A 25,118-nucleotide genomic window follows, 5' to 3' on the forward strand; every position below is an offset into this window, starting at 1 on the left:
CTAAAGCGCGTCGCCCGTTTTTTGATTCAGGTTCTCGAATCGGCCGATTTGTGATTCCTTCGTAGCTGGAAGGAGACCGGTCATGGGCAAATCACATCCGATCGAGTTGCGTTCCCGTGTTGTTGCGTTCGTTGAAGAGGGTAACACCCATCGCGAGGCGTCTCGGCATTTCCGTGTATCGCCTCGGTTTGTGAATAACCTTGTTATCCTGAAGCGTGAAACGGGCTCTCTGTTGCCAAGACGACAGGGCCATGTCGGTGGCGGCAAGTTGAGCGACCTTGGAACATGGTTCCGTGAACGTATGGCTGAGAAGGGTGATTTGACGCTTGACGAATTGTGCCTCGAGCTTGCAGAGCGCGGCGTCATTGTGCATCGCTCGAGCGTTGGACGCATGTTGCACCGGCTCGGTTTGAGCCATAAAAAAAAGCCTCATGGCAAGCGAGCAGCATCGCCCGGAAATCGCTCGGGCGAGAAGTCTATGGCTCGAAAGGCGCAAGCCATTCTTCGATAAGGCTCTGGCTCGCCTTACTTTTATCGATGAAACGTCAACGAACACGAAGCTGACAAAACGCTCCGGATGGTCGCCAAAGGGCCACCGTTACCGAAGTCATGCGCCTTTCGGATCCTGGAAGACGCAGACGTTCATCGCTGGCCTCCGATCGCATTCCATGGTCGCCCCATGGATCGTCAACGCACCAATGAATGCCGAGATATTCGAGACCTGGATCGAAACGCAACTCGTCCCAACTCTATCCAAGGGCGACGTCGTGATTGCCGACAATGTTCGCTTCCACAAAAGCGAAAAGGCCGAAAATCTCATCAGACAAAAAGGTGCCTGGCTGCTCTTTCTACCTGCGTACTCGCCCGATCTGAATCCGATCGAAATGGTCTTCTCGAAACTCAAGACGCTCCTACGAAAGAAAGCCGCAAGGAGTTTCGACGCAATATCAAATGCCCTGAGCGACATCTGTGCACTGTTCCCCGTCGAAGAATGTCGAAACTACTTCAGGGCCGCCGGGTATGAGGCGATTTAGACGCGACAAGCTTTAGTCACGCATCAGCTTTGTCTTACTTAGCTATACGGACTAGAAAGTACTATAGCGTGTTTTTCTGGGTGACAAAAGTAACGTTTACGAGTACGTTGCAAAAAATACCATACGCAATGTGAATACACACAATCTGGGTCTCGGGTGAGGTCCGGAAGGGGGCGACTATGGTTGATTATACACTTTCTCAAGCCACAAATCTGCGACCCGATCCCGACGATGCTTCGATTAATGTCGCCTCACTTCTTGAAGGCGAGAAAGTCTCCGCTCTGCGGGAAATCGGACCCTGGATGAAAATTTCCTTGCTCAGAGACGGCCGACAGTTTCTTGGATGGGTTCATTCTGAAATTCTAAAAAGGCAGGAAGTGACACCTATCGAACTTTTCGAGGAGCCGGAAGGGCAATCGAAAAGTATTAAAGGTACTATCTCGACTATTAAACTCACCCTGCCACCTTGGCAAAAGGTGGATGTCCTGATCGAAGACGGAACGGTGCAATCGGGTTGGGTTAAAACGGGTGCCGCAGCCTCTCCGACGACTCCAGAGATCGAGACGTCTGCTAAGCAAGAAGCCGTTGCCGAGCTTGTCCTGGGAGTAAACGACGTTTACCGCCCGCACCTGCTGCTTGCCGAAGAAAGAACGGAGATTGACGCAGCAGCCATTGCCGCAGTGATCAACGCAGAGGCAGCAAAACTTCCAAGCGGTGAATGGGACAGGAACAGCAAAGCTTCGACGAGTTCGGCCGCAGGCTTGACCCAGTTCCTTGCTGCGACTTGGCTTGGAGAAGCTAAAAAGAACCGGACCTATCTTAACGAACACGCGAAAGGCCAAGGCTTTGTCACAGCCGGAAATGCAATAGCTCCCGGGAGCGAAGACAAACTGCTTAGGCTCCGGTTCGATCCTGAAATGTCGATAGTCGCCGCGGCGGAGTACGGGGCATCTAATTTGAAAGCGCTAATCGCAGACGGACTTGTCGACGATGAAACCGGTGACGACGAGAAAGCGCAGTTCATCTATCTCGCCCACCACGAGGGCCTTGGAGGCGCGAGTGCATTCTTGCGTGGAAACAAGGGCTACACATTTAGCGATTTGGCGACGCAAGTAGGAGCGGCAAAGGCCCAGCGGCTTATTGATGCTGCCGGTGGAAACGCATCGCTTGCCTATCGAAATTGGCTGAATGGTTACATTCAGGAACATATCCAGCCAGAGCGCTATAGAAAGCCCGCGGATGTTGCGGCTCCCGTAGGCAGCGATGCTGCCAAGACACTCGCCCAATTCGATGGGACGCCGATCGATCTTTCTGAAATGAGCCGTGATACCGCCTTGGCAAAAGCTGTCCAGTGGAGGCTCACTGAACTAGGCTACCTGGATCCTCCGGCTGATGGAAGTTTTGGACCGGTATCTACATGGGCGTTGGCCGAATTTTGCTCGAACAACAACATATCGCTCAAGGACGGGTTCAGCCGATCCGTTGCGCAAAAGCTCATTTCCCCAACCAGTCTCCTTCCGGAAATCGCAGCGAGTGGGACGTGGTTCGATAAAGTCATCAGCTTCATGCGAAACAAAAAGTACTTTGTATGTCGCCATCCTGACTGCAAAAATATCGTGTATCTTGAAGGCGTGAACCCAGACGGAACGGTGAATGATGATGCGCCTAATAAGTTTAACGATCTGCGCATCGTTTTCTCGGTAGGCGAGGGCGGACGACTAAACCTTCAGAACGCGATATGGGATGGCACGACGGAACCAGGCAAGTTTTGGACCGTGAATCCGATGAATCCAAAGGGGGCTGCTCGGATCGCCTTCAACCAATACAAGGCATGGGTCGTCGGAACGCATCATCCAAACTCTGCTTCCGCACACGAGGCACTGGTTCAAGTCGAGCCAATTACAGTGTGTCGCGACCTGAACAAGGATTTCAAAAGGACGGGTGATCAGCTGGATACGGGTCTTTTCGCGATCAATCAACATTGGGGCTACGACGCGCCTAAAGACGATCTTGGTCGCACAAGCGCTGGCTGCCTGGTCGGGCGAACGAAAGATGGGCACAGAAAGTTTATGCAGCTGATAAAGGCCGATCCTCGTTATCTTGCCAATCACTCTTATCGCTTCCTCACGGCCGTTATGCCGGGGGACGAGGTATTAGGGTAACCATTCATAGATCGCCCCCGATCCGGAGGGAGGCAGTGCCAGACGCCCGGAGGCTTCACGTCGACGCATAGTTGCCGTTGCTTCAATTCATCGGCGCTCCGGCCACGACAATACGCTGGTGTGGCGATGAATGTTATTTGCCTAATCGATACCTGAAGAAGCTCCTTTTCCGAGAGAGTCTATACATGGCTAAGGCACCGTCAGCCCCTACTAATCAGGCGAAGGGTACCGCGCCTTCGTCGAAGTCGAAGTCGACGTCAATGGAAAACGGCAAGGATGCAAAGGCAGCGGCGGCGGACGTGAACGAGGTCGACGGCGAGCCAGAAAACGCCGGAGCAAGCAAACAGGCGGATCACACTAAGTCAGGAGAGACTGCACCAGAGGCTAGGGGCGTTGAAAAAACAGCCGAGCAGAACGCACCAACGAAGAAAGGTGACAGTCAACCCTGGATCAATCAGATCAGTCTTCTGCTTGTCGGCGGCATCCTTACTGTCCTTGGAAACGCCGGCGTAGCGTGGTTCAACGGCCGCAACGCGATCAGCGTTGAACGGGAGAAGGCTAAGTCATCGCTCATTCTGCAGGCCATCGCATCGAGCGATGCCAACGTTTCCTTTCGGAACATCATGTTCTTCGTGGAGTCGAGACTAATACCTGACCCTGATGGAAGCGTCGTCCAAGCGGCTTGCAAGTACCTTCCGGTTTTGCCTTCCGTTGGCGCTCCGCCCACCCAGGCGCTTACACCAGCAGACTATGAAAGCGCATTCTGGACGGTGACGATTGACCAGGACGTGTTGGCTTCGATCAACACGGCAGTGGCCAACATAAGAGCCAACATGGCCAGGTTCGAAACGGTTGGTCAGGCGGTGAACACGCCTTGGTATGTGATCGGAACAATCCATTGGCTTGAGCAGCGCGACCGGTTTGACATTTCGCTATTCAATGGGAAACCAATTCCGGCACAGGCGACATGGGAGGACGACGCGATCAAATCAATAAGGGCCGCTAAGGTGGTGGACCTGAACGGCGCTACTCTTGGGGCTATTCTTGCTCGCATTGAAGCTTATAACGGTATTGGCTTTCAGAGGAGAGGTGGCTCCAGCCCCTACCTCTGGGGTCGAACAAGTGGGTACACGCACACGACTACGGCGAGTGCTTTGACAGTCGATCTTGAGGAGAGAATGGCAAGAAATCCAGGTGCGGTTGCCATCCTCAGGGTTCTCAACGAGCAATCGATCATCAAACTTGATGATTCCGGCCGCCGAGCGAGTTCAGCTAGCACTCCATCCGCCCCGCCAGATTGCGCGGCAAACGCAAGTAAGCCAAACTCTCGCGGCGAGGGCTAGCGGATAGGGCGGCCTGTCGGACCCCGAACACCACCAATCGCGTCCCGATCTAGGGAACGAACCCGCGAAAACTGGAAGCGGCACAAACTCCTCACGTTTCGTTTCAATCTCGAGCGACGCTTAGGAATTGATTTAAGCATTGAAATCTAGACTGCGCCTGACGAGAACCGTCGCCACTCTCGTGCGTAGCGCTAAAAGCAGTAACCGCTCGGGCGAGCCGATCATCAATGTCGGTTCTCATTTCATCATTGCTTATTCTGTCGGCCGTTGGCGAGTTCATTTTCGTATCGTTTGCGCGCTTACCACTTGTTACGCGGGGATGCGGTCGTCCTGCTTTACGGCGACAACAACTCGCTGGCATATTCCGTCAGGCGAGCACGCACCAACGCGCGTCCATGTCGTATCAGGACACCCATTTCAGGCGCACTCAAAGCCTTCAGGTCAGTGCTGATCGCCGAGGCAAAGGCCGCATCACCGTCGCGTTCCTCGCCATGTACACTATCAATTGAAAACCAGAGAGGCTTCGGCCCCTTCTTGGCTTCGTAGGACAACTGAAGGCGTGCGAACTGCAATCCTCTTACCTGTTCCATCAGGATGTTGATCGCTGCTTTCAAAACGATGGTGCCGGATTCAGTGGGGTCGCTACTGACCGCGAAGGGCAGTCCACCGTCACTGACAATGCAGTAGTCCAAAGGATTCCGCTTTAACCGAAGAAGCGGGTTTACGCCCAGGTTGTCATAAACGCCTCCGTCCGTCAGCGTGACATAGTCGGTCAACGAATTTGGGTAAACGTCCGCGTCGATACGAAGGGGAGGGAACACGGGAGGAAAGGCTGAGGATGCAGCGACGGCGCGGCTTATCAGGAAGTCGCTGGCGGCTACAGTTCCACTTTCATGTTCTCCAATCGTCTCTCCGCCGTCCTCTCCATCGGCCAGCGCCCGGCCCGCCACAAAGAAGAACATGTTGCCGGTCGCCAGGTTCGTGGAATTCAAATAGATGCGAGGGCCATTGCGCAGGGAGGACAAAGTCTTGCCGCTAAATAGATCGCGGTCGTAGGTGGCGGCAAGCTTTTCGAGCCGGGTCTCGAATGGGCTCAGGAGGCCACCGACAACCGACGAAATGGCGATCGATTTCGTCATCAGATACTGTTTGAGGTTGCTGAGTACGTCTGGGTCGCCCCAGTGGGTGGCGAGAAACGCCCCGGCAATACTGCCACCACTCACGCAGCTGATGAGATCCAACTTGTCTAGAAGCCGGCGGGATTGGAGCTCGGTGAAGACCCCGAGATGAAACGCCGCCGCTCTGAACCCGCCGCCCGAAAGAGCAAGGCCGATCTTCTTCTCGGTTCCGTCTACCATCACTGACATTGCTGTCTCCTGTTCCCAATATCTGCGAATTGATGATGCCAACGTCGGGATCGGGCAAATTACTCAAGTTGGAAAAGAAGCTCTGCCCAAAGCCCCTGTGGCTCATGTGTCACGGTGACCGGGTTCTCTGGGTCGGTTGGGTTGGTCTGGAACGCGTTCGCTTCTTCTTCTACGATGCCATCTCCGCGTATGATGCGGCCCTTGGTTGACTTTTGCAGGTCATCGTACATCTTCCCGTACGGCATCTTCCATCCCGCTCCCGCTTCGAAGCGACCCTTACCCTGTATCGCTGCAACGGCCTCCACGACGGGAATGGCAGCGGTTAGTCGGGGGTCAGTCATTCGCTTAAGCCCAAGCTCCTTCAGGGTTGCGTTGTGACTTCCATGATGGCCTGCCTTGTAGAAGGTTACCCGGCGCAGCAATTCCTCGGCGGTCACGGGCGCAATGTCCTGCGTGGGCATCCGCGGATAGATCTGGTTGTTCCAGGACAGCCAGTTACCCACTTGAGCATCACCGGGAAAAAGGAGGACTTGCTGGTCGGGTAAAGCGAACGCAAGGGCGAGGCTCGTGTTGTTGGTATCGGAGTCCATTTTGAGCGCCAGTGCTTCCACCGATCCCATCCATTCATCGTCGATTGTTCGCCAACTTTCCCCTGGATCGGTATAGAGCGCGCGAACGCTGCCCTTGGGATAGGCTTCACTCGGTGCCTCGCCGCTCTTGAACGAACTATGGTGTGGACGAGCAAATGGCGTTCCGTCCTTCACCGACACCGGTGCTCCGGCTGGTTGTTGAAGCTCCTTCTGTGCGGCCAGGGTGCTTTCCACGGCTGCGACCGCGTCAACGCGTGTGAGATAGACCTCGCTGTTCTGGCTGGAAGGCGAATCTTTCTTCAGGAGCTTCTCGTCCTTGGGCGGCCCGAGAACGTATGCTCGCAATCCGAACGGGTCCATATTGATCACCTGTCCCGGCGAGAGATACCGCGTGCAGGATGCGCCAACCTTGTCTTTCATCATCTGGATGATTGCGCCCGTGGTCATCCTGCCGCTTGGCTTTTCCTCTTCCGAGGAGTTCGTCTCGTCGGCGATGCCGGCGAACGCTGCCAGCGATAGAACGCTTTTCAAGCGCGGTGGGGTGTCCACCCCTAATGGCCCCGTAAATTGCACCGCCGAGACAAGAGCATCTCGACCCCTGTTGAACCGAGCCTGCAGTTCTTTCGCCTGATCGTCGTTCGGATCCTCGGTCCAGGCGAGCCAAAGCTCACCTATCTCCAGGTTCTTGTCGAGGAACGCGTTTCTTTTGACGGCAAACCCGCAAAGATGGTCGAAATGCTCGTGCGTGAGGATCAATAGATCAATTCGATTTCCGACCGTATTTATTAGGTCATCAACAATGTTTGAGATTTGCTGGCGGCCCTCGACGACTTCCGCAAGCTTGAGGGCACCAACTTGGTCGACAATCTTCTTGTCGAGGATATCGACAAGGTTTGCGCCGGACGGAACGTTTTGGAGGACGCCGCAATCTATGAGGATCTTCCGGACTTCCTCATTGCCGTCCTTGACAACCGTCGTTTGGAGCAGGAAGCAATCGCCAAGAATCCCACGGTACATCCTGATTTTCACGGACTTGAGCTTGGACATGTCATCCTCCGCGATGGACGAGAGCAAAGGGCTCGCTGGCCCCGGAAAGGTTGTCGGACTCCGTATAGGCGAATCCTAGCTGGCCAATACCTTGATTGACGAGGAAGCTCCGCTGTGCGTCGAGTCGATCGTCGTCGGTGACGCGCTTGCGAATGGCGTAGCGGAGGTTCCGTTCCCGGAGATCGAATATCAGCGTTGCACCGCCGCGGAACGTGAATTCTTCCGGCAGAGGATCGCTGCCCGCAGGCGGACTGTCTTCGCGTTTCTGGACGTCTGGATCGGCGAAGCCCCGCCTTTTCTGCGTGACCTCGATGATTAGCTGTCTTAGGTCCTGTCCATCGGGGCCCGTGCGCCGTGTGGTCCTGACGGAATGGATCTCGATCCCTGGGCTAGTTCTGTTTTTCTGATTTGGTTGACTGAAGATGGTCTCCCGGTTATCGCCCGGAACCAGGTTGCGCCGGAATACGACGCCGCAGACCTCCTGCCATTGTGCATCCTTAGATTCGCCTTGGCCCCGCGGCGACATATTCTCGCCCGGTTGGTCGTCCGATTTCATCATCCACTCCCAGACGGCCCGTGCGTTTTTATTCGCAACCTTGATCGCCTCTTCGCGGCGGAATTTCGGTTCGAGGTCGAGCTTTACGAGATCATTGTCGACCGAGAGGATGTGCAATGGTGTTTCCCAAAGCAGACTGTCGGACGCTAGCGAAAGGCAGTCCTTCGGCATAATGCAGCGCCTGCGGAAGCCCTCGATCATCGCCAGACGGTAGCCCAGCACATCGTCGGGAACGAGGTCTTGGTCAGCCGTGATGATAGCTCGCAGGAAGTCTCCAAATCGGACATCCACGGGGGGCAGGTAATCGAGAGCCCGGATGCACATCCGCATGACGTGGTCAGCCGCCTTGTTGGCCTCTCGCGTCAACCTCGCCACCAGGTCGGGGTGTAGGTCTTGCCCGCGTTCGGCATTCGGTCGAACGCCCGCGATGCGCATGAGATCGGCTGTCCTTTTTTGATAGATCGACAGGAAGGCGTCAAAAACCGCAGCGACGAGGACGGCACCTCTCTCGTGGGGTTCTGTCATGTCGTCAGTGAGCACGATCGGTTTGTCCTGGCCGGCCTGTTTGTCGATGGCTTCCCGAAGAGCTCCTTCGCGTCCTGTCGCGTCGCCGAACTGCTTTGCGAGGCCGCTCAGGAGTGAGCGGTTATCTAGCCGTCCTCCATCCTTCGCGATCTGCGTGCGTACGGCCTCCTCGAGAGTGAAGTGGGAAAATAACGCAACGATATCGGCAAACGCTTCGTGGAACGCGAGGCTATCCGGACTTGTGGGTTCGGCAAACCGGCGATGCAATCCATCGAGAATGGCATGTGTCATTTCGTGAACGATGATGTCGTGAGACAGAGCCGTAAATACCCAGCTTGCTCCGGCACTCTGGGAGTTGGCTTTGAAGTATCCAAAAAGCAATGCTTTTTTTTCGCGACTATAATAGGCGTTTGGCTCGCGCAGAGCATGAGGATATATGCGCAATTTAGGGACAGGTTTGTAGATGTTGCCCTCGGGCGTAACTTCCTTTTTAGGTGCCCAAAACACACGACGGCCGAGGGCTCGTTCGAACGTCCGGATGGTCTTCATGGCGACGGCGAAAACCATCTGCTGATGAAACCGCGGATCACCTTCCGATGGAGCCAGCCCGTCTTGTGCAAGGAGATAGGGATTGTCGAGATCGACGGCTTCGTAGAACTGTCCGCTAACGGGATCGACATCTATGACTTCTAGGTAATCGTTGACCGGGCCGGGTTGAAGAGCTTCTTCATAGGCGCGTTCCCAAGGCAGCTTAATTGTCGCGACGTTGACGCCGGCGGTGTCCATTCTAGTGGATGCCTGTGGATCGAATGCGTATACGCGCAGCCGACGCATCGCCGGCTTTTGATAGGTCCCCTCGGCCACGGATTTGTCCTCCATTGCTCATCTCGCGCATCGACGACGCAGTTCGCAAAATCGGTCTACTCTCCTCAGCGGGAGCCCACGTCGCCTTCACGTGTCAGCCGCACTTGCCAACGTGCGCACCGGCCGCCGAAACGCTACTTCGTGAGACCGTAGCGCCCACAGGCCGTCTCAGAGAGTCGGAAGCGCCAGCAGACCTCCGCTGGCACTCGCAATCGCTTTGTTGATCGCTTTCCAAAGGACTGCCACCGCCGCATTCCACACTTGCTCCACCGTCAATATCGTCAGAGCCGCGATGTCTCTTGCCAAGCTCCGTACCGAGCTCGCCAACTGATCAGCGAACATATCCCGTAATTCGGCATCGTCCCGCAGCGCGCCAACAGCACTGCTTTCCGCAATCCAAGCCGCCTGTTGCACCATCATCTTGGATTGAGCGGCAGCCAAACCCGAAATTTGGCTCCAGCCTTTCTTTGCCTGCTTCTGAATGGCTTTGACGAGCGCGGCTTCGGTCGCGCCGACGTCGAAATCAACTGCCATTTGCGCCCCCTGACCGTTGCAGCGCCGACTCGAATGCGAGGACGCGGCCCATTTCGATTTCATATTGATTCTTAAAGCCGCCGGCACCGTTGAACCCGGACACAAGTTCGCTGGTGAGCTTCCCGCGCTTGTGGGTGTCACGCATGCTCGTCAGCAGCATTATGATCTGCTCGAGGTGATCGGGTGTTGGATTGACGCAATTGTCAGGTTGGGTTCCGCAAACGGTCTTGAACGGTGGGCTCGCGAGAAGCCTGGCACTCAGTGGAGGGGTCTGTCGGTTCAGTGTCGTGACCCTGACTGCGGAAAAGCCGCCGATAATCTGCGCGTACGTCTCCTGGTAGTTTGAGAAATTCTGTGCGGTCCCGCCAGCCGACAGCGAGGCAAACAAAGTTTCCGTCTTCACGTTAAGGTCGCTCAGCGTTGCGAAGGCAAGCTTGTCGTATTCCGGCGAGAGCTGGACCGAACAACTTGTGACGGCGCATAGTAAAAGGGCGCGAAGAAGGACTGTGAGCACAGCGAACGTATCGTGTAACCACACTGTTGGCGTCGCGGAGCGTCGGCAGTTGTCCAACTGCAGGTACATCGTCCCCTCCAAATCCGGAACTAGCAGCCGCCCTCTTCAAGAAGTCCCGAACTTGAACAGGTTAGAGTGTTTAGCTGCAAAACGCAATAAAAAGTTGCATTGTGGCTTTGTGATTGGAATTACGCTGCGGTAAACCGAGGGCCATCTCAATTGGTAATGCCCTTCGGCGAAAGAACTCCGCTTCTTTCGGTGGGATTTCGGATGATGAAGAGCGGAACACGATCTCGAAGAAGTGACGGGCGGAACGAACAACAATAAAGAATTACATGGTGCGGCGGCTAATCCAGTATGTTCACTGTTAAAGTGATGTAATATTGGTTTTGACGCCGGTGCAAATATCGAAAACGCTAAGAACATCTGATGAAGATACTAAATTTATAATTAACGAAATCTTTGTTCTCAGAAGGTTGTAGAAAATAGAACCATAAGAATGCGAGGAGAGTTTTGGGATGGAGATCGATATTGTACCTGGCGCGAATGTAATGCGTGGTATCTGTCGTCATAACGGGCGAGTTAAATTCGACAAACTGGCGCAAGCCGGGATTGTCGGAATTATACAAAAGGTACCCAAGGGCAGTCGGGTGCTGATCCAACGTACAAGTCCAACAAAGAAAAGCCCTCGGTGAAGGGTTGTTATGGGGCGCTTACCACTTCGCCACGGGAGGTGACGGGTTGAAGCAAGCGCAACGTTGCGTTTCCGTTGTCGAAGACTTCGATAAGACGCTACTGGTGCTCGACTTTGAGCCGAATCCGACGGCCCCAGCATGGGCCTCGAAGAGGCGAGGTCGGAGGGCATTTGTCACGCACGTCAAAGAAGCCACTGGCCGCTACGCGGGATTTTATTCCGGCCACTACATAAAGCAGTTACTCGGGATGAGCAGAGATCCCGTGTTACCCATGCGGCAGCTTTAGCAAATCCCTGTGAGCCGGATCATTGGAAGAACGAGGTTAGATGTAGCGTATCCACCGCACGAAACGCCTCAGCGTGAGGTTCTCGCAAGCTAGGGCACTTAGCGCGTCCTACGGAGCGCCGCCCGCTATATTCGCAGTCGGCATCGGTTTAATCGTCCCATCACCGCGTGCCGCCTCGGTGTCGCCCGGGATGAGATAACCCTCCTCGGGATCGACGGCGTTCAGCAGATATAAGTAAGCTAGAGCGGGCGACATCGTCCGCTTCGGGAAATAGGACGCGAACAGGGCCGTCGCCGTAGAACGGTGAGAGAATATCTGGTAGACCCGGGTTTGGACGAACTGTACAAGTTCGGGGTCGCTCCTATTCACGAGAAGCGCGTACGGTTCATAGGTCAAGTACTCAGCGCCGCTTGGCTGCTCAACGACGCACGGCGTATTCCGCGAATTCCAACTTTGAAGCTTCCCAAGTATAAGTTCGCGGTCGCCCATATAAATATGTCGAAGTCCCGTGCTCCCCGTGCAGAACCATCTGATGAGATCCTGGTGACTCTCCATCGGACAGAAATGATACTCCCGCCATGACCTCCGTGCAGAACTGGCCGGAGAAGTGACTTTGATGGATGACGGACAGGCGGGATCGGTCGCGGCCTTTTCCACTTGCTCCAAATTGGTCGGTTCAAACGCCTTTCCGCACGCTTTGATCTGCTCGCCGCCGTCGCTGGTCGGAGGCGGACACAGAGCCTTGATCGCGTCCAATAGATTTTTCGCAATTTCTTGTGACGGTAGAGGGGGGAGCGGGAACACCTCCTGAGTAGGCTGGATAGTGATCCCTACGAGGACCTGGGCATTCTCCAGCGCGTTGTTTAGTGTGATCTCGGCGCGCTTGCGGTAGGTGTCGTTCAACCGCAGCATCTGGATGCTGCGTTTCGCCGCAGCAAGCGCATCGAGGAATCGACACCGTTCGTACATGGCTTTGCGTTGGGTGGGCGCAAGGGCCTTGAAGAGATCGACCTGACAGCTCTTAAGCGCTACATCCGCGGCGGTTGTCGCTGAAACGTATCCGATGGCGACGTCGCCACTTTGCGTGGTTGGATCCCGTGACGATCTGTCGAGGTAAGAGACGCCGGAGGCAAAAACGATGGGAGAGTAGATGCTCTTCTGGCTTCGGTCGCGTAGGCCATCTTCGTCGTCGTCTCCGTCATCGCCGTTCGCGCTCAACGACGACCGGGAAAATCGCATGGTGACTGCGTCGCAAAGAACCTGAATCGGTTCCTTCTTGTTAATGGTTTCTCCGTTCACCAGCTTGAAGCGCTCGGCTGCCGTAACCGACTGCTCCTGTATCTTGTACTTTGTCCCCTCGAATATCTCATGACACAGGTCGGCCAGATATCCGATGTGGTGCGGCTCCTGATCGCCGTCGTCGACAAGGTACGAAAACGGCTCGACGTCGTCGCGAAAGCCGACCCTGATGTCCTGCGCGAGAAGTGGCATCGTTGTAGCGACTGCGCTCGCCAGGATGACCGTGCAGGCTAGCCCAGCGCGCGGATAGACCGCGCGCAAACGAATCCGGCTTGGACCCGGCCCGCCGAGTACCCAAGTGGAGAGGAAGACTAAAGCGGTCAGTATTAAACGGCTGAGAGTGTCCGACCGTCTGCTGCACTCCGCTGTCGCAAAGGTGGACAGCTTCAAACATGCGTCGGGCCAGGTCGGATCCCAAAACCTGCCGTGCCAAAGGGACAACAAGGACACCAAACCCGCGCACACCAGAGCATAGGGCAATGCGGACCGGCCTTGCGCGCGTGCATCCGCTGCCAAAAGGCAGACAGGAACCATAGGAACCACTGTGATGGCTAGCGTCGGGTAGTAGAGCATGAAAGGGTTCGGGCCACTAAAGAGCAGTGCGTTGAAGTAGTTGGCGTTCTGCGCGATGTAGAAGGCGCGCAGCAAGGCCACTCCCACCAGTCCGAGCAGCGACCCGGCGAGTGCAAGTCCGAGACATCCCATCATTTGCGACAAGCGGGAAGAACGGCGATAGCCGCTCCAGGAATGTGCCCCTGCCCAGTCCTTGGTATCCCATAAATACTGGCGCAACGAAAATGCCGCGAGAAGGGGAAGCCATGTCAGGGAAGCGATTTTTAAAGTTTCCAGAAGTGCGGTGAGCAAAACCCCGGTTAGATTTGTTGTCTCCACATACTGGCCTACAAGTTCTTGCACGCCCTGCCACGCGCTTGCGGCGAAAAGAATGAAGACCGGAATAAGCAACACCAAAAGCCCGGCTTCGGGACCACTGCCAACCGCATCGGGGCGGTCTGTTTCCCACAGCAGATCCGCGAGAGCGTCGATGGGGCGAGCATGATCCAGTGTCGATGTCTTCGGAGGTTGCGGAAAATCGGGGTCGCGCTCAAGGAAAATGGCGAGCAGGCTAACCAATTCAAATCGAATAGCCGCGGCCTGTTTGATCACGTTGGAAAGATAGTCGTCGAACCGCGTTTGACTCACTTCGGTCTCGGGCTTTCCTTGTTCGACGCTTTCCCGCAACCGACGCTGCAGTTCATTTAGCAGATGATCGGCGGCATCGACGAATTTGCTCTCGGTTTCCCGTACGCGAGTTGAAACCTCGGCCCCCGGCCAGCTTCCGCGGGCGGTCTTCGCCCAAACCACCAAAAGCTCGATTTCGGAGAGGAGAGAGAGCAGTTCCTCATATCGAGATACCCGTTTCTCCAACAACCGCTTGGCTCGGTCATTTGCCTCGATCTGGATTTTCCAGTTATCGCGGTACCGGCTCAACAACTCGGAAAGCGAGCCCGCGCTTCTATTTACCCGCTCCTTGTGAGTGTCCTCGGTACTGCGAACCGAAGGTTCCTCCAGCGTTGCAATGAGACTGCGTGTGGTTTGTTCGAGGCGGACGGGGATTCCGGCGGCCCGGAATGCGCGATTGCGAAGCCATTCCTCCGCCAGCCTCACGGGTGGAAGCAGATCGGCAAGGCCCGCGAAAGCGAAAGCCAGGGTGAGCGGCCATTGCGGACTGTCGAATTTCAGTTCGGCAACGTCCACCGAGATGCCCGCGACGGGTATCATCTGCGTCGCCTGGAAAATCAGCTTTCCGAAGAACGTGAGCGATATGTACAGGATGAGCATCGCGCCGGCATAAATGAAGTACGCTCTCAGAAGTGAATGTTGGCCGCCGAGGTCCGTTGGCTCGAACTCCCGGAGTGCTTCGGACTCAGAGTTAATGTTCTTTCCCCGACTCCGGAACCGCTGCCAGGAAAAGAACGCGACAAAAATGCAGCCGAACGCGAACGCGTAGAGGAAGCCCGGTGCGAACTTGACGCCCATCATCGGAACCTGCGGCACGTCGCTGATACTAAGGCCCTGATACTTCCAAAGGGACCACGGGATGTCGGCAGGCCACGAGTTATCCATCCGCGCCCTCCGATGACCGTAGTGTGCGTAAGCTCCAGACCATTATTGATATGCTGGCAAGTGCTGGCCGAATTGGCTAGCAACGAGCCACATTCGGGTCACAGGGTCCTGCCACCGCGGACGGCGAAACAGCAGCTCCCGCCGATAAACAGAGACCCAAAGCGATGAGAAGAACAATAATACGCATCGTATCCTCCCTAATTCCCTTTAAGGTAGCATATGTGCCCCTCGGATGGAAGAGGCTCTCATGCGTGCGAAAGCGCGACGATAGCTCAAAGCTGCTGGTATGTAACGGTTGTGACGTTGTCTGAAGGTCGCTTCGCGGCAAGAGACTACTATCTTGCATTGAATTAGAGAAAGATTAATTGGCCTAGGCCGCCTTCGATGCGATTTGGCGAAGTTGTCGTTCGCAAAAATGGGTCGCCGGATCGTGCTACCAATCCATATTTGCGGCGTTATCGATTTCATCGCTCATCGCTCATCGCTCATCGTTTCGGCAAAACGCGTCATTTCCATCGGCGAGGCCATGGCAGGAGCGTAAGTTCCGTCTCTGGCAAACAACAATACCGTCGGCAAGTCGTAGTCCTCGATGTGAACCTTTGCCGCTGCTCTCGAGCCCTCCCAGAGATGAATCATAAAATCATCGATGAGATTTAAGGCTGAGCCGACGTCCCAAGAGGTGGTCGTGGCAAACGAAAAAGCCCGAGAGCCAATCGGATGCGGAAGCACAATGGGAACAGCGCCAGCAGGGGAATGGAAATGAAACGCTTCGCCATCCTTGCCAAAGGAACCATGGGCAACAAAATTCCGGAGATGCTTCCACGTAACGAGCAGATGATCGTAGAAGCGCTTGGTCTTGGGATCATCCACGTCAAGCGCGGCCCGAAATTTGGCTGCCCAATCCGCTTCTGCTGTGCGGGTAACATCCTCGGCCGTTGTTACATTGCCGCGGAGAACGGCAAGGTGGATAAACACGTGCTCGGACCAACTAAAGAAAGCCTCAACCGCTGCCAGTCCCAGCCACTTGGCCTCCTTTCGCATTTGAAAGCTTGGGCGGGAGAATTGTGTCCACGTTCCGCCGGCTTCGTTCGTCCCTCGCGTCTCAATCACTTCCTTCGATCTGAGGTCAGCTTCACCAGATTTCTCTCTATGAAGGTCGCGCAGAAATCTAAAGCGCGCCAAAAGATCCGCGCTTTTATTCAAGACACTGACAGCAGAGTCCCGGATCGCGCTTTCGGCCATCCATTCGAAAAAAGGTGCGGCGGCTTTGACCGCTTTCTGAATACGGATGGCTAGCTTCTTTGCGGCTGACTGGGACACCTCGTCGTTCTGGCCGACAATGCGAAGGCCGAACTTTACGAATGTAATGAAGAGTGGAATTCCATCGATTTCCACTGGAATAGACCGGCAACCTTCTCCTCTTGGCCGAGGTCGGCGAAGCCAAGCAATTCAACGAGGGCAAAATAAATGAAATGCTGGGGAGGAAGCATAGCACTGCTAACCAGCGTGTGCCCCGAAACCCTACGCGAAGCGAGCTCGGCGCGGCTGAGCGGCCTCACCGAACCCAACGCTCTCAGCACTTTGTCGCGGACTGGATGCATCGTCGGGACGAGGAGCTCGCTCATGGTGCCCAACCGCCTAATGAGCGGACCGATCAGCTTGGTCGCCAGACCAAAATGCATTCCGGCCGCAGGGGTGCCAAGAACCGATGATGTTGTTCTGTTGAGAAGATCCCATCAGGGTTTCCCTTTTCCTAGTGTCGGCCGCATTTGGTATAGGCACCGATGAACTCCAATACATGCACGATTTAACGACGCGTCCGTCCACATAGATTCCAATTCGGGCGATCGATACCGCGAAATAGACTCTCGACAACAATCGTTTCTCGACGCAATCGCATTGCGCGTCCAAGGTCGCATTTTTTGGACCGAAGCATCCTCCGACGCAGCCCTAGCAAGCTAAGACCGACAATTCCCGAAAAATGGCGTTAGTTTGCCGAAGTGAAAGGTCGGCCTTAAAATCTACAGGTGCACATCGGTAAAGGATCACGAGTAGGACGTTCTGAAGTCGCGCAAAAGTAATGTATTTCAATATCTGTAATATTTACGCATTTGATGAAGCCTCCACTGCTCTTATAAAATGTATCAAAAAGCTCCATCCAAAGTATTGCCGATGCAAGCAGTGCTTGTTATAATTACACGTTACATTCTTATTGCCCTCCGATAATTAACGTTCGAGGAGGGCGCTGGATACCGTCCAAGATGTTCGCGACATGTTTGGATGTTTGCTTTTTCGTTCTTGCAAGCAGTTAGCCGCCCAGCGGCACCTTTCCGAAGCCTAATGTTCCGCGCGGCACGGGCTTGTCGGAAGTAATGGCGCGCGACCTTAAGCGATATTCGCGGTGTTAAATTTTCTTCCGAACCTGCGCATGCAGTGGGGACCACTTCCCGTTTGAGGTCTCGGATCGGCGTACCGGGACTGGAGAACTCCCGAATATTGGGAGTTCGTACCCACTGGTAATGCCGGGCGTCGTCGCCGGGCGCGAGGGCCATGGCGTTTGCGGTTTCGCTTGGGGAACACAGGAGAACAGCTCGACTTCGTTGAAGATTGATTGGGAGCGTTATGAAGCAAACAGGGCAAGACATCATCGACGTCGATCACTGCCGAAGGGGCGAAGGGTGGTGGGTAATCGGCGCAGCCAGGCCCGTTCACGATGCAAAATGGCATGGTTTGCGTGCCTATGCGAACCCTCAGTCCCCGGCTGTCCACCAAGCATATCCCGCCCCTTGTTTTCAGCCCAAGAGCCGTGGGACACGAATGCTTACAAAGACATTTGTGTACGCCTCCGTTGCTCTCTCGATTGGATCGGTCGGGTCCCCGGCATCTGCAGAGCAGACGTTGACCGGATATGCCCAATCTACCCAGCTCCTGACGCAACTCCTTGGTCTGCTCGTGGTTGCGGCTGTCCTAGAGTCCGCGCTGACCACAATCTTTCAATGGCGACTGTATCGCGAATTTTTCAACGGCCGCGCCGTCAAGACATTGGTGATGATAGGCGTGAGCCTCGCGGTGGTGCGCGGGTTCAACTACGACGTATTCGCCAAGGTAATGGGGGATGCTGGAGGGCTCGGCGCGACATCGCGAACATCCCAGGTTCTTTCGGCGCTCGTGCTCGCAGGCGGGAGCGCCGCAATCTATCAACTGCTTGTTAGCCTCGGCTTTCGAAATCCCGTCGAACCACCGAAATCCCAGCCCAAGCCTCCCGAAAACCTTGCGTGGGTTTCGATCAAGGCGATACGAAAGCACGCGATCGGCGACATACGCATCCATGTCGACGAAATTACAGCTCCGACCTCAGAGATGGCCGCTACGCCAGCACTCTCGGGCACGCTAGGCACTCGCACCTTCCAAGACCGCATGCGCGGAGTGTTTTTGGCGGATTCCATGCGCTTCCCGGCATACGGAGGTCACACCGTCAAGGCGAATACGGTCTACCGGATCACCGCTAGCGCCCAGAAGGCGGGCGATGGCTCGGGCGGTCCGCCCGTTGAATTCCAGAAGGAGATCTTCACAGGCAGATTTGAAAGCCGAGCGATCATCGATTTCGTCTGCGACGTGTAGACAGGCATCACGGACGATCGTTTTTTCGGCCGCTTCATGCCGAGGAACCGCTCCTCGTTGCGCTTGGCCTTGGAGATGACGCCCTAGTCCACTTTCGTCTTTGGCTTGTGGCAGCACTCCACACCGAGGAGTTTGCCGTCGTCCGCCGTCAGCTTCCGGGACTTGTCGACCTGGAGCGCGTCCGCAATCGTGTGATCGATGTGATAGGGCTTTCTTGCCGAGGACATGGCCACAGCGCTCACACGAGACCACGCCTTCACGAGCTGTTCGGAGAATGATTTCGGCTTTCACTTTCCTGGAAAACTCGCGGCGCTTCACTCATCGATGCTCCTGAAGGAAATGCCAATCCTTTTAGAGCCCACCTTGGCCGAACACTCTCCGGGTTGTATCATTCGCAGGTTCGTCTTCCAGAACAGGTCGAGGGCGCGAAGATGGAAAGGGAAAGCCGGGACCGTCGTTTTTTTTGGCTTGCTTTGATTGGCTCCTACGCAGCGCTGGCGGGTGTATTGGCCGTCGTATTTTGGCAGGCGGGTCTTTTGCGCTCGGCCTGTTCCCCCAATGAAGAGCATTGCTTCAGGGAATGGGTTGGTGCGCTTAGCGGATGGGCAGCGGCCGTAGTTGCCGTACCGACAATCTTGTTCCTCTCTCGTCAGGTTCGAGACGCACAGAAACATCACAGACAATCGATTTATTTCCAGATGCGGCAATCGAGGGGATTGGCTCGTCAACTGATACGTTCGGCAAATGATCTTTCCACATATTCGCAAGGCTATCTCCCGGAGGTGCGTAGCCGTGCCGGCGCATATCCTGACACCGTAGAGACGGCTTTGGTCGACCTCCGAGGATTGCATGGCAAAGTCGGCGCCAACGTATTCCGGTGGATGGAGGAAACTATTGGAGCTGCGTCCTATTCCGTCGGTCAAATGGTGGCGGATATTGAAGCGCAGATCACGAAGTTGGAGAAGGATAGCGGCTATCTGGCTGAATATCGCACCGGTTTGGAAAAGGGCGACTTTACTCTGACGCGTATTTGGGATGACCCAGCCTGGTTTGCGGCAGAGTGTATCGGCATCGCAGAGCGATACCTCACAGATACCGAGAGTATGGTCGAGCCTGAAAACATCCTGCATCGTCTTTAGATCGCTCATGCGCGCAGTGCTTGAGTTCGTCGAGCGTAGATTCGCGGTGTGGCTGCGGTAGTCGACGCAGATCTTCGGGATGATGTCGATGTCAGCCATTGTCGCCTCGCAGTTCGTCGACCATGCAGCCGAACACCTCGGCGTAAAACTCGAGCGCGATACCCAACGAAGTCTCATTGTTGAAGGTCGCGCGCATGGACCGTGAAATTGTCTTGGCCTTCTCCTGAGCCGGTGCGGTGGGGAGGGCCAGGGAATGAAGCGGAACCGTTTTACGGACGAACAGATCATCGGCATTCTGAAGGAGCACGAGGCGGGCACGCCGGTCTCGAAGCTTTGCCGCAAGCACGGCGTCAGTCATGCCAGCATCTACAAGTGGAAAGCCAAATTCGGCGGCATGGATGTGTCCGAGGCCAAGCGGCTGAAAACGCTGGAGGACGAGAACACGAAGCTGAAGCGGCTCCTGGCGAATGCCATGCTCGACAATGCTGCTTTAAAGGACCTTTTGGGAAAGAAGTGGTGACGCCCGCAGCCCAGCGGAACGCTGTCACTCATCTGGTGAGCCACCATCAGATGAGTAAGTAGTGTTGAACGGCGGGCGTGAAAAGCCATGTTCACCTCAATCAATTAAATAACTATTTAGATACAAAAATTTATCATGCATTTTCCTATGGTTAGCATGATTTCTCTGAAGTTCCACTGCCTTTCCAAGCTTGACAGCCACTGAGTTTCGCTGTCTGCTTCGACCAGAGGAGACCGCGCAGGGCTCAAGACTGCACGCTAGAAATTTCCAGGAGGACATTGCTGTTATGTTGAGATTTGCCGTCGTCGGGATCGATCATGGGCACACGTTTGATCATGTGAAGGGCCTGCTTGCGGCCGGTGCCGAGTTCGTTGGATACTGCCCTCAGACCTCAGTGCCAGCGCTCTTGGAAAACTTCAAGAAGACCTATCCGAATACGCCGCAGATCGATCGCGAGAGGATCTTCGCTGATCCTTCGATCGACGTGATCTGCATCGCCGCAATCCCGCGCGACCGCGCCGGATTGGCCGTCCGTGCGATGAAGGCCGGCAAGGATGTCATGACCGACAAGCCAGGCGTGACGACTTTTGCCCAACTCGAGGAAGTCAAGCGCACCGTCGCCGACACCGGTCGCATCTTTTCGATCTGCTTTTCCGAGCGCCATTGCGTGCGATCCGCTGTCAAGGCGGGCAAGCTCGTCAAGGAGGGGGCGATTGGCACGGTGATCCAGACGCTCGGCATGGGACCGCACAGGCTGCAGTTGCCCACACGCCCCGCCTGGTTCTTCGATCCGGAGCAGTTCGGCGGCATCATCGTGGATATTGCTTCGCATCAGGTCGACCAGTTTCTCTTCTATACGGGCTCGACCAGCGCGGAGGTTGTCGCAAGCTCGGTCGGAAACTTCGGCATGTCCGACAAGCCGGCCTTTCAGGATTTCGGTGAGGTGCTGCTTCGCTCGGAGAAAGCCTCGGGCTATGTGCGGGTCGACTGGTTCACCCCTGAGGCGCTGCCGACCTGGGGTGATGGTCGCCTGACCATCCTTGGGACCGAAGGCTACATCGAACTGCGCAAATACATCGATATCGCCGGACGCCCCGGCAAGGACCACCTCTTCCTCGTCAACGGCACGGAGATGACGCACATCGATTGCAGCGGCGAAAAGCTCGACTATTTCGATGCCTTCGCCGCCGACGTGCGCGACCGTACGGAGACGGCGATGTCCCAGGCTCATGTTTACGAAGTCTGCCGCCTTTCGCTGGAAGCACAATCAAGGGCAGCGCGCCTGGGTCATCGTTGAGGAATCCGCCATGTCCAAGAAGTTTCGTGTCGGCATCATCGGAGCGGGGATCGCCTCGCGCCACCTGACAGGCTTTGCCTGGAACAAGGATCTGTTTGAGGTTGCGGTCCTTTGTTCGCTGGACGAGGAACGCGGCCAAGCGCTTTGCGAGGAGTTTGGCATTCCCGAATATACCCAGGATGCCGAGACGATGATCGCTCGTGCGGATCTTGACATCATCGATATCTGCACCCCGCCAAGTTCGCATTTCGAGCTCTGCCGCAAGGCAATCGAGGCGGGAAAACATGTCATCTGCGAGAAGCCACTTTTCGGCTCTATCGCCGAAGTGGACGAGATGGCCAGGATCGTAGCGCGCGCCGAAGGTCCGCAACTGATGCCGATATTTCAGTATCGGTATGGCTCGGGACTTCAGAAGCTGAAAATGCTGATCGATCTAGGTCTGACTGGGACGCCGTTCCTCACCACGATCGAAACACATTGGTGGCGCGGCCCCGACTATTATGCCGTCCCGTGGCGCGGAAAATGGGTGACCGAGCTGGGCGGCGGTCTGCTTGGTCACGCGATCCATGCGCATGACATGCTGAACTATGTTCACGGCGCCTGCGCCGAAATCTTTTCCTACGGGGCGACACTCGTAAACCCGATCCAGGTCGAGGATACGGCAGCCCTTTCGGTAAAGATGAAGAACGGCTCGCTGGCGACGCTGTCGATGACACTGGGCTCACGGAAAGAAATTTCGCGTCTGCGGTTCTGCTTTTCGGATCTCGTCGCGGAAAGCATTCTCGAGCCCTACACGATGGGCCGGGACCCCTGGAGCTTCGTTGCCGGGACCGAGGAGCATCAGCAGCGTGTCGATGAGGCGCTGGCCGGCTATGTGGTCAAGGAAGACGGCTATACCAGACAGTTCGAACTGTTCCACCATGTGCTGACATCGGGAGGCGAGCCGCCGGTGACGTTGGAGGATGCTCGCAACTCACTGGAGCTCGTCACCGCGGCCTATCATTCGCAGCGCACCGGCAAGCCGACACCGCTGCCGATTCTTTCCGATCATCCGCTCTACCATTCCTGGTTGCCGGACGAAGAGCGGCGTCTGGCGGCCGGGGCCTGATCCATGATCAAGAGCTTCGAGCATGTCGGCATGGTCACCGGCGACATGGACAGGTCACTGGCCTTTTATCGCGACCTCCTGGGTCTGCGCCTTCATTTACGAAAGACGATGGCAAACGGCACTGAAGTGGCATTCCTGGATAGTGGCAATGGCATGCTTGAGATTTTTGCGCCGCCCGGCGGCGCGGGGCCTGCCTCTGATCTTCCAGCCGCAACATCGGGCGTGCTGCACATTACCTTCCTTGTCGATAACGTCGATGAAAGCTTCGCGAAGCTTGAGGCTGCCGGAGTGGCAATCAAGGAGCGACCGCGTCCCGCCGTAAATTCGGAGGTGCTGGACCGGGTGGCATTCCTTCGCGACCCCGATGGTATCATCGTCGAGCTCGCCGAACGCCGTGATGAACGGAAGCTCGACTGATCGCAAACGAGACGGCCCCCGAAGCTTATTTTTTGCACTGCGGTAACGACTCCGTAATGCTCGTTTGTCAGCCTGAAGGCAACAATACGTTCGTTCACGGCTGGGCTTGTTATGTCACGCAGCAAAGATGACTGGATCAATCAGCGCGCTTACGCACTCTGGGAAGCCGAAGGACGGCCGGAGGGGCGCGGTGGCGAACATTGGCAGCAGGCGGCACGCGAGTATCAGCAGCTCGAACTGACCAGGGCCTCGGTCGACGGCAGCGACCTCATCGAGCGGCTGCGGACCATGCGCCGCTTGATGCACCCGAACGACGTTGAAATCGGCGTCGGTGTCCGCGCTTCGGAGCAAAAGGCATCTGCCTGAGTAGCACCCACCTTATGGCAGAACCTGGAAGAATGGGTGCGCTGCAGGGCCTCTCGCGGTGTATGTCGCTTCGAGAAAGGCGCGCCCTACCTCGGCCGGCGAGTCGTGATGGTGGTATTCGGCCGGTAGGCCCCTGGCAGTGCGTTCCAAGTCAGAATACGAGGCCAATTTGCTTCGTCAGTTGCAGTGATCCGCATATGACGCTTCACAGGTGTTCTGGCCTTGACTTGCCGTGACCGCAAATGGCACGGTAGCGACACCTGAATTTGATCAGCGGGTTACATTTTCATCGAGCACCCATTGCGGATCATATCACTCTCCAGCATTCCCCCTCGGTTCGCCAAGCTCGCTCCGACCCTAAAGAGTCTCGTTGATCAGATCGGCCCGATCAACGAAATACGGCTCTACATTCCAAAGCGATATCGGCGGTTTCCGGAGTATGACGGGTCACTTCCTGCCGTTCCTGACGGGATTACGCTTGTGCGTCCCGACGATGACATGGGACCGGCGTCCAAGGTGCTTTTTGCTGCCCGTGAGTTTCGCGGGAAGGACGCACAGATCCTCTTTTGCGACGACGATAAGGTCTTCGAGCCCGACTGGGCCTCGCGACTATTCCTGGCGCAGAAGGAGCGGCCGAACGAGTGTGTCGCGCTGGTCGGTAAAGATGTTCCGAGAGCCTTTGCAACCTCGACCCCGTTTTTACCTAGGGCAGTGCGCAAGCGAAAGCTAACGTTGGCGCTTCGAGCCCGCAGGCTTCACTACAAGGTCGCCACGAAGGTTTTCGGGGCTGAGGTGCGCCGACCGATGCCGACCCTCATAGAAAGGGGCGGGTATGCCGATATTTTCCAAGGCCTCGGCGGTGTTGTCGTCCGGCCCGAGTTCTTCGACGATCTGGCCTACGACATTCCAAACGTTCTTTGGACGGTCGACGACTATTGGCTGTCCGGCATGCTCGCGGTCAAGGGGATCCCGATTTATCTTCCTGCCGGGCTCGCCGAGCCATTTTCGACCGGCGCCCATGAGGTTTCTTCGCTCTACAGGGCAACGATTGAGGGTGCAAATCGCGCCGAAGCCAACCGTCGATGCATTGAGTATATGCAGGAGCATTTCGGTATCTGGCGGTGATGCCTGTGGAGAGCGCCACCCAAGCGCCTTCTGCCATTCAGGAGCCAGCGTCTCGATCTCGATCGGCTTGTCATCTTCTGAATGCCAGAAATGCCACTCTCGCCGACGATCATTGCCGTCCAAGCTCAGGTCGAGAAAATTGGTCCGGGGATCGGTCATGGTTCTCTCCTTTTCAGGATAACAGCAGACGGGCGCGGAATCTTCTGCTCGCACATATGCGAGTTAGCGGTTAAGGTCGCGCATGGAAAAGCTCCTGATCGCGATTTCTCTCGTATGCATTGCCATCGGCATAGGGGAGCTGATTTTCTCTGTGCCTCTTTTCTTCGAATGGGGTCCTGGAGAGAACTGAGCGGATCGCTGCGTCAAAGTTCACCAGCAGTGCTGACTAGAGTTGATTTTCCGGCATGCCAATCTATGATTGTATAATCGGCAATCGAGGGCAGACTTATGCGATACGCATTACTCAAAGGGTCTGACATATGCATGGTTTCCGACTCTCTCGCAAAAGCAGAGAGGGAGCGCGCATTTTTCTTGTCCCGCTACGGTCAAGCCGTCGAAATTGTTGCGATCGAGGACGGCGATGGG

20 protein-coding genes and 2 pseudogenes are annotated in these 25,118 nt (G+C 55.9%); 13 read left to right on the forward strand and 9 right to left on the reverse strand.

What is annotated here, in order from left to right; all coding sequences use genetic code 11:
• Window positions 1–82 precede the first annotated feature (82 nt).
• The 4 genes from AC1DPR_RS19815 (at window position 83) to AC1DPR_RS19830 (ending at window position 4,539) form a co-directional block, all read left to right on the forward strand.
• Window positions 83–511: a helix-turn-helix domain-containing protein gene (locus AC1DPR_RS19815; protein ID WP_477816973.1), complete on the forward strand. Its 429-nt coding sequence runs from the start codon at window positions 83–85 to the stop codon at window positions 509–511.
• A complete protein-coding gene (locus AC1DPR_RS19820) occupies window positions 432–1,034 on the forward strand; it encodes an IS630 family transposase (protein ID WP_477816974.1) in 603 nt (200 codons plus the stop codon). The genes AC1DPR_RS19815 and AC1DPR_RS19820 overlap by 80 nt, the downstream gene beginning before the upstream one ends.
• Window positions 1,035–1,213: 179 nt before the next feature.
• Entirely contained in the window at window positions 1,214–3,196 is a 1,983-nt protein-coding gene (locus AC1DPR_RS19825; protein ID WP_477816975.1) for a peptidoglycan-binding protein, read from the forward strand.
• A 260-nt stretch (window positions 3,197–3,456) separates the two neighbouring features.
• Complete coding sequence (locus AC1DPR_RS19830) at window positions 3,457–4,539, forward strand: hypothetical protein (RefSeq protein ID WP_477816976.1); 1,083 nt, start codon at window positions 3,457–3,459, stop codon at window positions 4,537–4,539.
• 335 nt (window positions 4,540–4,874) lie between these two features.
• On the opposite strand, the gene AC1DPR_RS19835 is transcribed toward AC1DPR_RS19830, so the two are convergent.
• The 5 genes from AC1DPR_RS19835 to AC1DPR_RS19855 form a co-directional block, all read right to left on the reverse strand.
• Window positions 4,875–5,906, reverse strand: coding sequence for a patatin-like phospholipase family protein (locus tag AC1DPR_RS19835; RefSeq protein ID WP_477816977.1), 1,032 nt, complete (start codon window positions 5,904–5,906; stop codon window positions 4,875–4,877).
• Window positions 5,907–5,965: 59 nt separating this feature from the next.
• Window positions 5,966–7,543 (reverse strand): ComEC/Rec2 family competence protein, encoded by a 1,578-nt coding sequence (locus AC1DPR_RS19840; protein ID WP_477816978.1) that lies wholly within the window; start codon window positions 7,541–7,543, stop codon window positions 5,966–5,968.
• A 1-nt stretch (window position 7,544) separates the two neighbouring features.
• The gene (locus AC1DPR_RS19845; RefSeq protein WP_477816979.1) at window positions 7,545–9,503 is read right to left on the reverse strand and encodes a hypothetical protein; all 1,959 of its coding nucleotides are present in this window, start codon (window positions 9,501–9,503) and stop codon (window positions 7,545–7,547) included.
• Between the two features lie 153 nt (window positions 9,504–9,656).
• Entirely contained in the window at window positions 9,657–10,022 is a 366-nt protein-coding gene (locus AC1DPR_RS19850; RefSeq protein WP_477816980.1) for a hypothetical protein, read from the reverse strand.
• Window positions 10,012–10,605: a hypothetical protein gene (locus AC1DPR_RS19855; RefSeq protein ID WP_477816981.1), complete on the reverse strand. Its 594-nt coding sequence runs from the start codon at window positions 10,603–10,605 to the stop codon at window positions 10,012–10,014. Before AC1DPR_RS19855 ends, AC1DPR_RS19850 begins: the two co-directional genes overlap by 11 nt.
• Window positions 10,606–11,214: 609 nt before the next feature.
• On the opposite strand from AC1DPR_RS19855, the pseudogene AC1DPR_RS19860 reads away from it, so the two are divergent.
• Window positions 11,215–11,517, forward strand: a pseudogene (locus AC1DPR_RS19860) (GH25 family lysozyme); the annotation flags it as partial.
• 108 nt (window positions 11,518–11,625) lie between these two features.
• On the opposite strand, the gene AC1DPR_RS19865 reads toward AC1DPR_RS19860, so the two are convergent.
• From AC1DPR_RS19865 to AC1DPR_RS19875, 3 genes are all read right to left on the reverse strand, one after another.
• Window positions 11,626–14,940, reverse strand: coding sequence for a type 2 periplasmic-binding domain-containing protein (locus AC1DPR_RS19865; RefSeq protein WP_477816982.1), 3,315 nt, complete (start codon window positions 14,938–14,940; stop codon window positions 11,626–11,628).
• A 471-nt stretch (window positions 14,941–15,411) separates the two neighbouring features.
• Complete coding sequence (locus AC1DPR_RS19870) at window positions 15,412–16,335, reverse strand: hypothetical protein (RefSeq protein ID WP_477816983.1); 924 nt, start codon at window positions 16,333–16,335, stop codon at window positions 15,412–15,414.
• On the reverse strand, window positions 16,296–16,565 hold the full coding sequence (locus AC1DPR_RS19875; protein ID WP_477816984.1) for a hypothetical protein: 270 nt from the start codon (window positions 16,563–16,565) through the stop codon (window positions 16,296–16,298). The genes AC1DPR_RS19870 and AC1DPR_RS19875 overlap by 40 nt, the downstream gene beginning before the upstream one ends.
• A 1,192-nt stretch (window positions 16,566–17,757) precedes the next feature.
• Between AC1DPR_RS19875 and AC1DPR_RS19880 the strand changes: the two genes are divergently transcribed.
• On the forward strand, window positions 17,758–18,561 hold the full coding sequence (locus AC1DPR_RS19880; protein WP_477816985.1) for a hypothetical protein: 804 nt from the start codon (window positions 17,758–17,760) through the stop codon (window positions 18,559–18,561).
• A gap of 83 nt (window positions 18,562–18,644) precedes the next feature.
• Here AC1DPR_RS19880 and AC1DPR_RS19885 read toward each other — a convergent pair whose 3' ends face one another.
• On the reverse strand, window positions 18,645–18,788 hold the full coding sequence (locus AC1DPR_RS19885) for a hypothetical protein (RefSeq protein ID WP_477816986.1): 144 nt from the start codon (window positions 18,786–18,788) through the stop codon (window positions 18,645–18,647).
• Window positions 18,789–18,992: 204 nt separating this feature from the next.
• Here AC1DPR_RS19885 and AC1DPR_RS19890 point away from each other — a divergent pair, with 204 nt between their 5' ends.
• From AC1DPR_RS19890 to AC1DPR_RS19920, 7 genes and pseudogenes are all read left to right on the forward strand, one after another.
• Window positions 18,993–19,700: a hypothetical protein gene (locus tag AC1DPR_RS19890; RefSeq protein ID WP_477816987.1), complete on the forward strand. Its 708-nt coding sequence runs from the start codon at window positions 18,993–18,995 to the stop codon at window positions 19,698–19,700.
• Window positions 19,701–19,953: 253 nt separating this feature from the next.
• Window positions 19,954–20,279: pseudogene (locus tag AC1DPR_RS19895) on the forward strand (transposase); the annotation flags it as partial.
• A gap of 227 nt (window positions 20,280–20,506) precedes the next feature.
• On the forward strand, window positions 20,507–21,517 hold the full coding sequence (locus AC1DPR_RS19900; RefSeq protein ID WP_477816988.1) for a Gfo/Idh/MocA family protein: 1,011 nt from the start codon (window positions 20,507–20,509) through the stop codon (window positions 21,515–21,517).
• Window positions 21,518–21,527: 10 nt separating this feature from the next.
• A complete protein-coding gene (locus AC1DPR_RS19905) occupies window positions 21,528–22,625 on the forward strand; it encodes a Gfo/Idh/MocA family protein (protein ID WP_477816989.1) in 1,098 nt (365 codons plus the stop codon).
• A gap of 3 nt (window positions 22,626–22,628) precedes the next feature.
• Window positions 22,629–23,042, forward strand: a complete 414-nt coding sequence (locus AC1DPR_RS19910) for a VOC family protein (RefSeq protein WP_025660825.1) — start codon at window positions 22,629–22,631, stop codon at window positions 23,040–23,042.
• Window positions 23,043–23,153: 111 nt separating this feature from the next.
• Window positions 23,154–23,408 carry a DUF2934 domain-containing protein gene (locus AC1DPR_RS19915; RefSeq protein ID WP_113471746.1) on the forward strand — a complete coding sequence of 85 codons (255 nt, stop codon included), beginning with the start codon at window positions 23,154–23,156 and terminating at the stop codon, window positions 23,406–23,408.
• A gap of 300 nt (window positions 23,409–23,708) precedes the next feature.
• Entirely contained in the window at window positions 23,709–24,533 is an 825-nt protein-coding gene (locus AC1DPR_RS19920; protein WP_477816990.1) for a glycosyltransferase family 2 protein, read from the forward strand.
• The last annotated feature ends 585 nt before the right edge of the window (window positions 24,534–25,118 follow it).

Source organism: Rhizobium sp. 01T417 (genome assembly GCF_056398905.1).

Coding starts and splice junctions, on each gene's coding strand:
- AC1DPR_RS19815 (WP_477816973.1), top strand. CDS start 83: ATGGGCAAATCACATCCGATCGAGTTGCGTTCCCGTGTTGTTGCGTTC.
- AC1DPR_RS19820 (WP_477816974.1), top strand. CDS start 432: ATGGCAAGCGAGCAGCATCGCCCGGAAATCGCTCGGGCGAGAAGTCTA.
- AC1DPR_RS19825 (WP_477816975.1), top strand. CDS start 1,214: ATGGTTGATTATACACTTTCTCAAGCCACAAATCTGCGACCCGATCCC.
- AC1DPR_RS19830 (WP_477816976.1), top strand. CDS start 3,457: ATGGAAAACGGCAAGGATGCAAAGGCAGCGGCGGCGGACGTGAACGAG.
- AC1DPR_RS19835 (WP_477816977.1), bottom strand. CDS start 5,906: ATGTCAGTGATGGTAGACGGAACCGAGAAGAAGATCGGCCTTGCTCTT.
- AC1DPR_RS19840 (WP_477816978.1), bottom strand. CDS start 7,543: ATGTCCAAGCTCAAGTCCGTGAAAATCAGGATGTACCGTGGGATTCTT.
- AC1DPR_RS19845 (WP_477816979.1), bottom strand. CDS start 9,503: ATGGAGGACAAATCCGTGGCCGAGGGGACCTATCAAAAGCCGGCGATG.
- AC1DPR_RS19850 (WP_477816980.1), bottom strand. CDS start 10,022: ATGGCAGTTGATTTCGACGTCGGCGCGACCGAAGCCGCGCTCGTCAAA.
- AC1DPR_RS19855 (WP_477816981.1), bottom strand. CDS start 10,605: ATGTACCTGCAGTTGGACAACTGCCGACGCTCCGCGACGCCAACAGTG.
- AC1DPR_RS19865 (WP_477816982.1), bottom strand. CDS start 14,940: ATGGATAACTCGTGGCCTGCCGACATCCCGTGGTCCCTTTGGAAGTAT.
- AC1DPR_RS19875 (WP_477816984.1), bottom strand. CDS start 16,565: ATGAGCGAGCTCCTCGTCCCGACGATGCATCCAGTCCGCGACAAAGTG.
- AC1DPR_RS19880 (WP_477816985.1), top strand. CDS start 17,758: ATGCTTACAAAGACATTTGTGTACGCCTCCGTTGCTCTCTCGATTGGA.
- AC1DPR_RS19885 (WP_477816986.1), bottom strand. CDS start 18,788: ATGTCCTCGGCAAGAAAGCCCTATCACATCGATCACACGATTGCGGAC.
- AC1DPR_RS19890 (WP_477816987.1), top strand. CDS start 18,993: ATGGAAAGGGAAAGCCGGGACCGTCGTTTTTTTTGGCTTGCTTTGATT.
- AC1DPR_RS19900 (WP_477816988.1), top strand. CDS start 20,507: ATGTTGAGATTTGCCGTCGTCGGGATCGATCATGGGCACACGTTTGAT.
- AC1DPR_RS19905 (WP_477816989.1), top strand. CDS start 21,528: ATGTCCAAGAAGTTTCGTGTCGGCATCATCGGAGCGGGGATCGCCTCG.
- AC1DPR_RS19910 (WP_025660825.1), top strand. CDS start 22,629: ATGATCAAGAGCTTCGAGCATGTCGGCATGGTCACCGGCGACATGGAC.
- AC1DPR_RS19915 (WP_113471746.1), top strand. CDS start 23,154: ATGTCACGCAGCAAAGATGACTGGATCAATCAGCGCGCTTACGCACTC.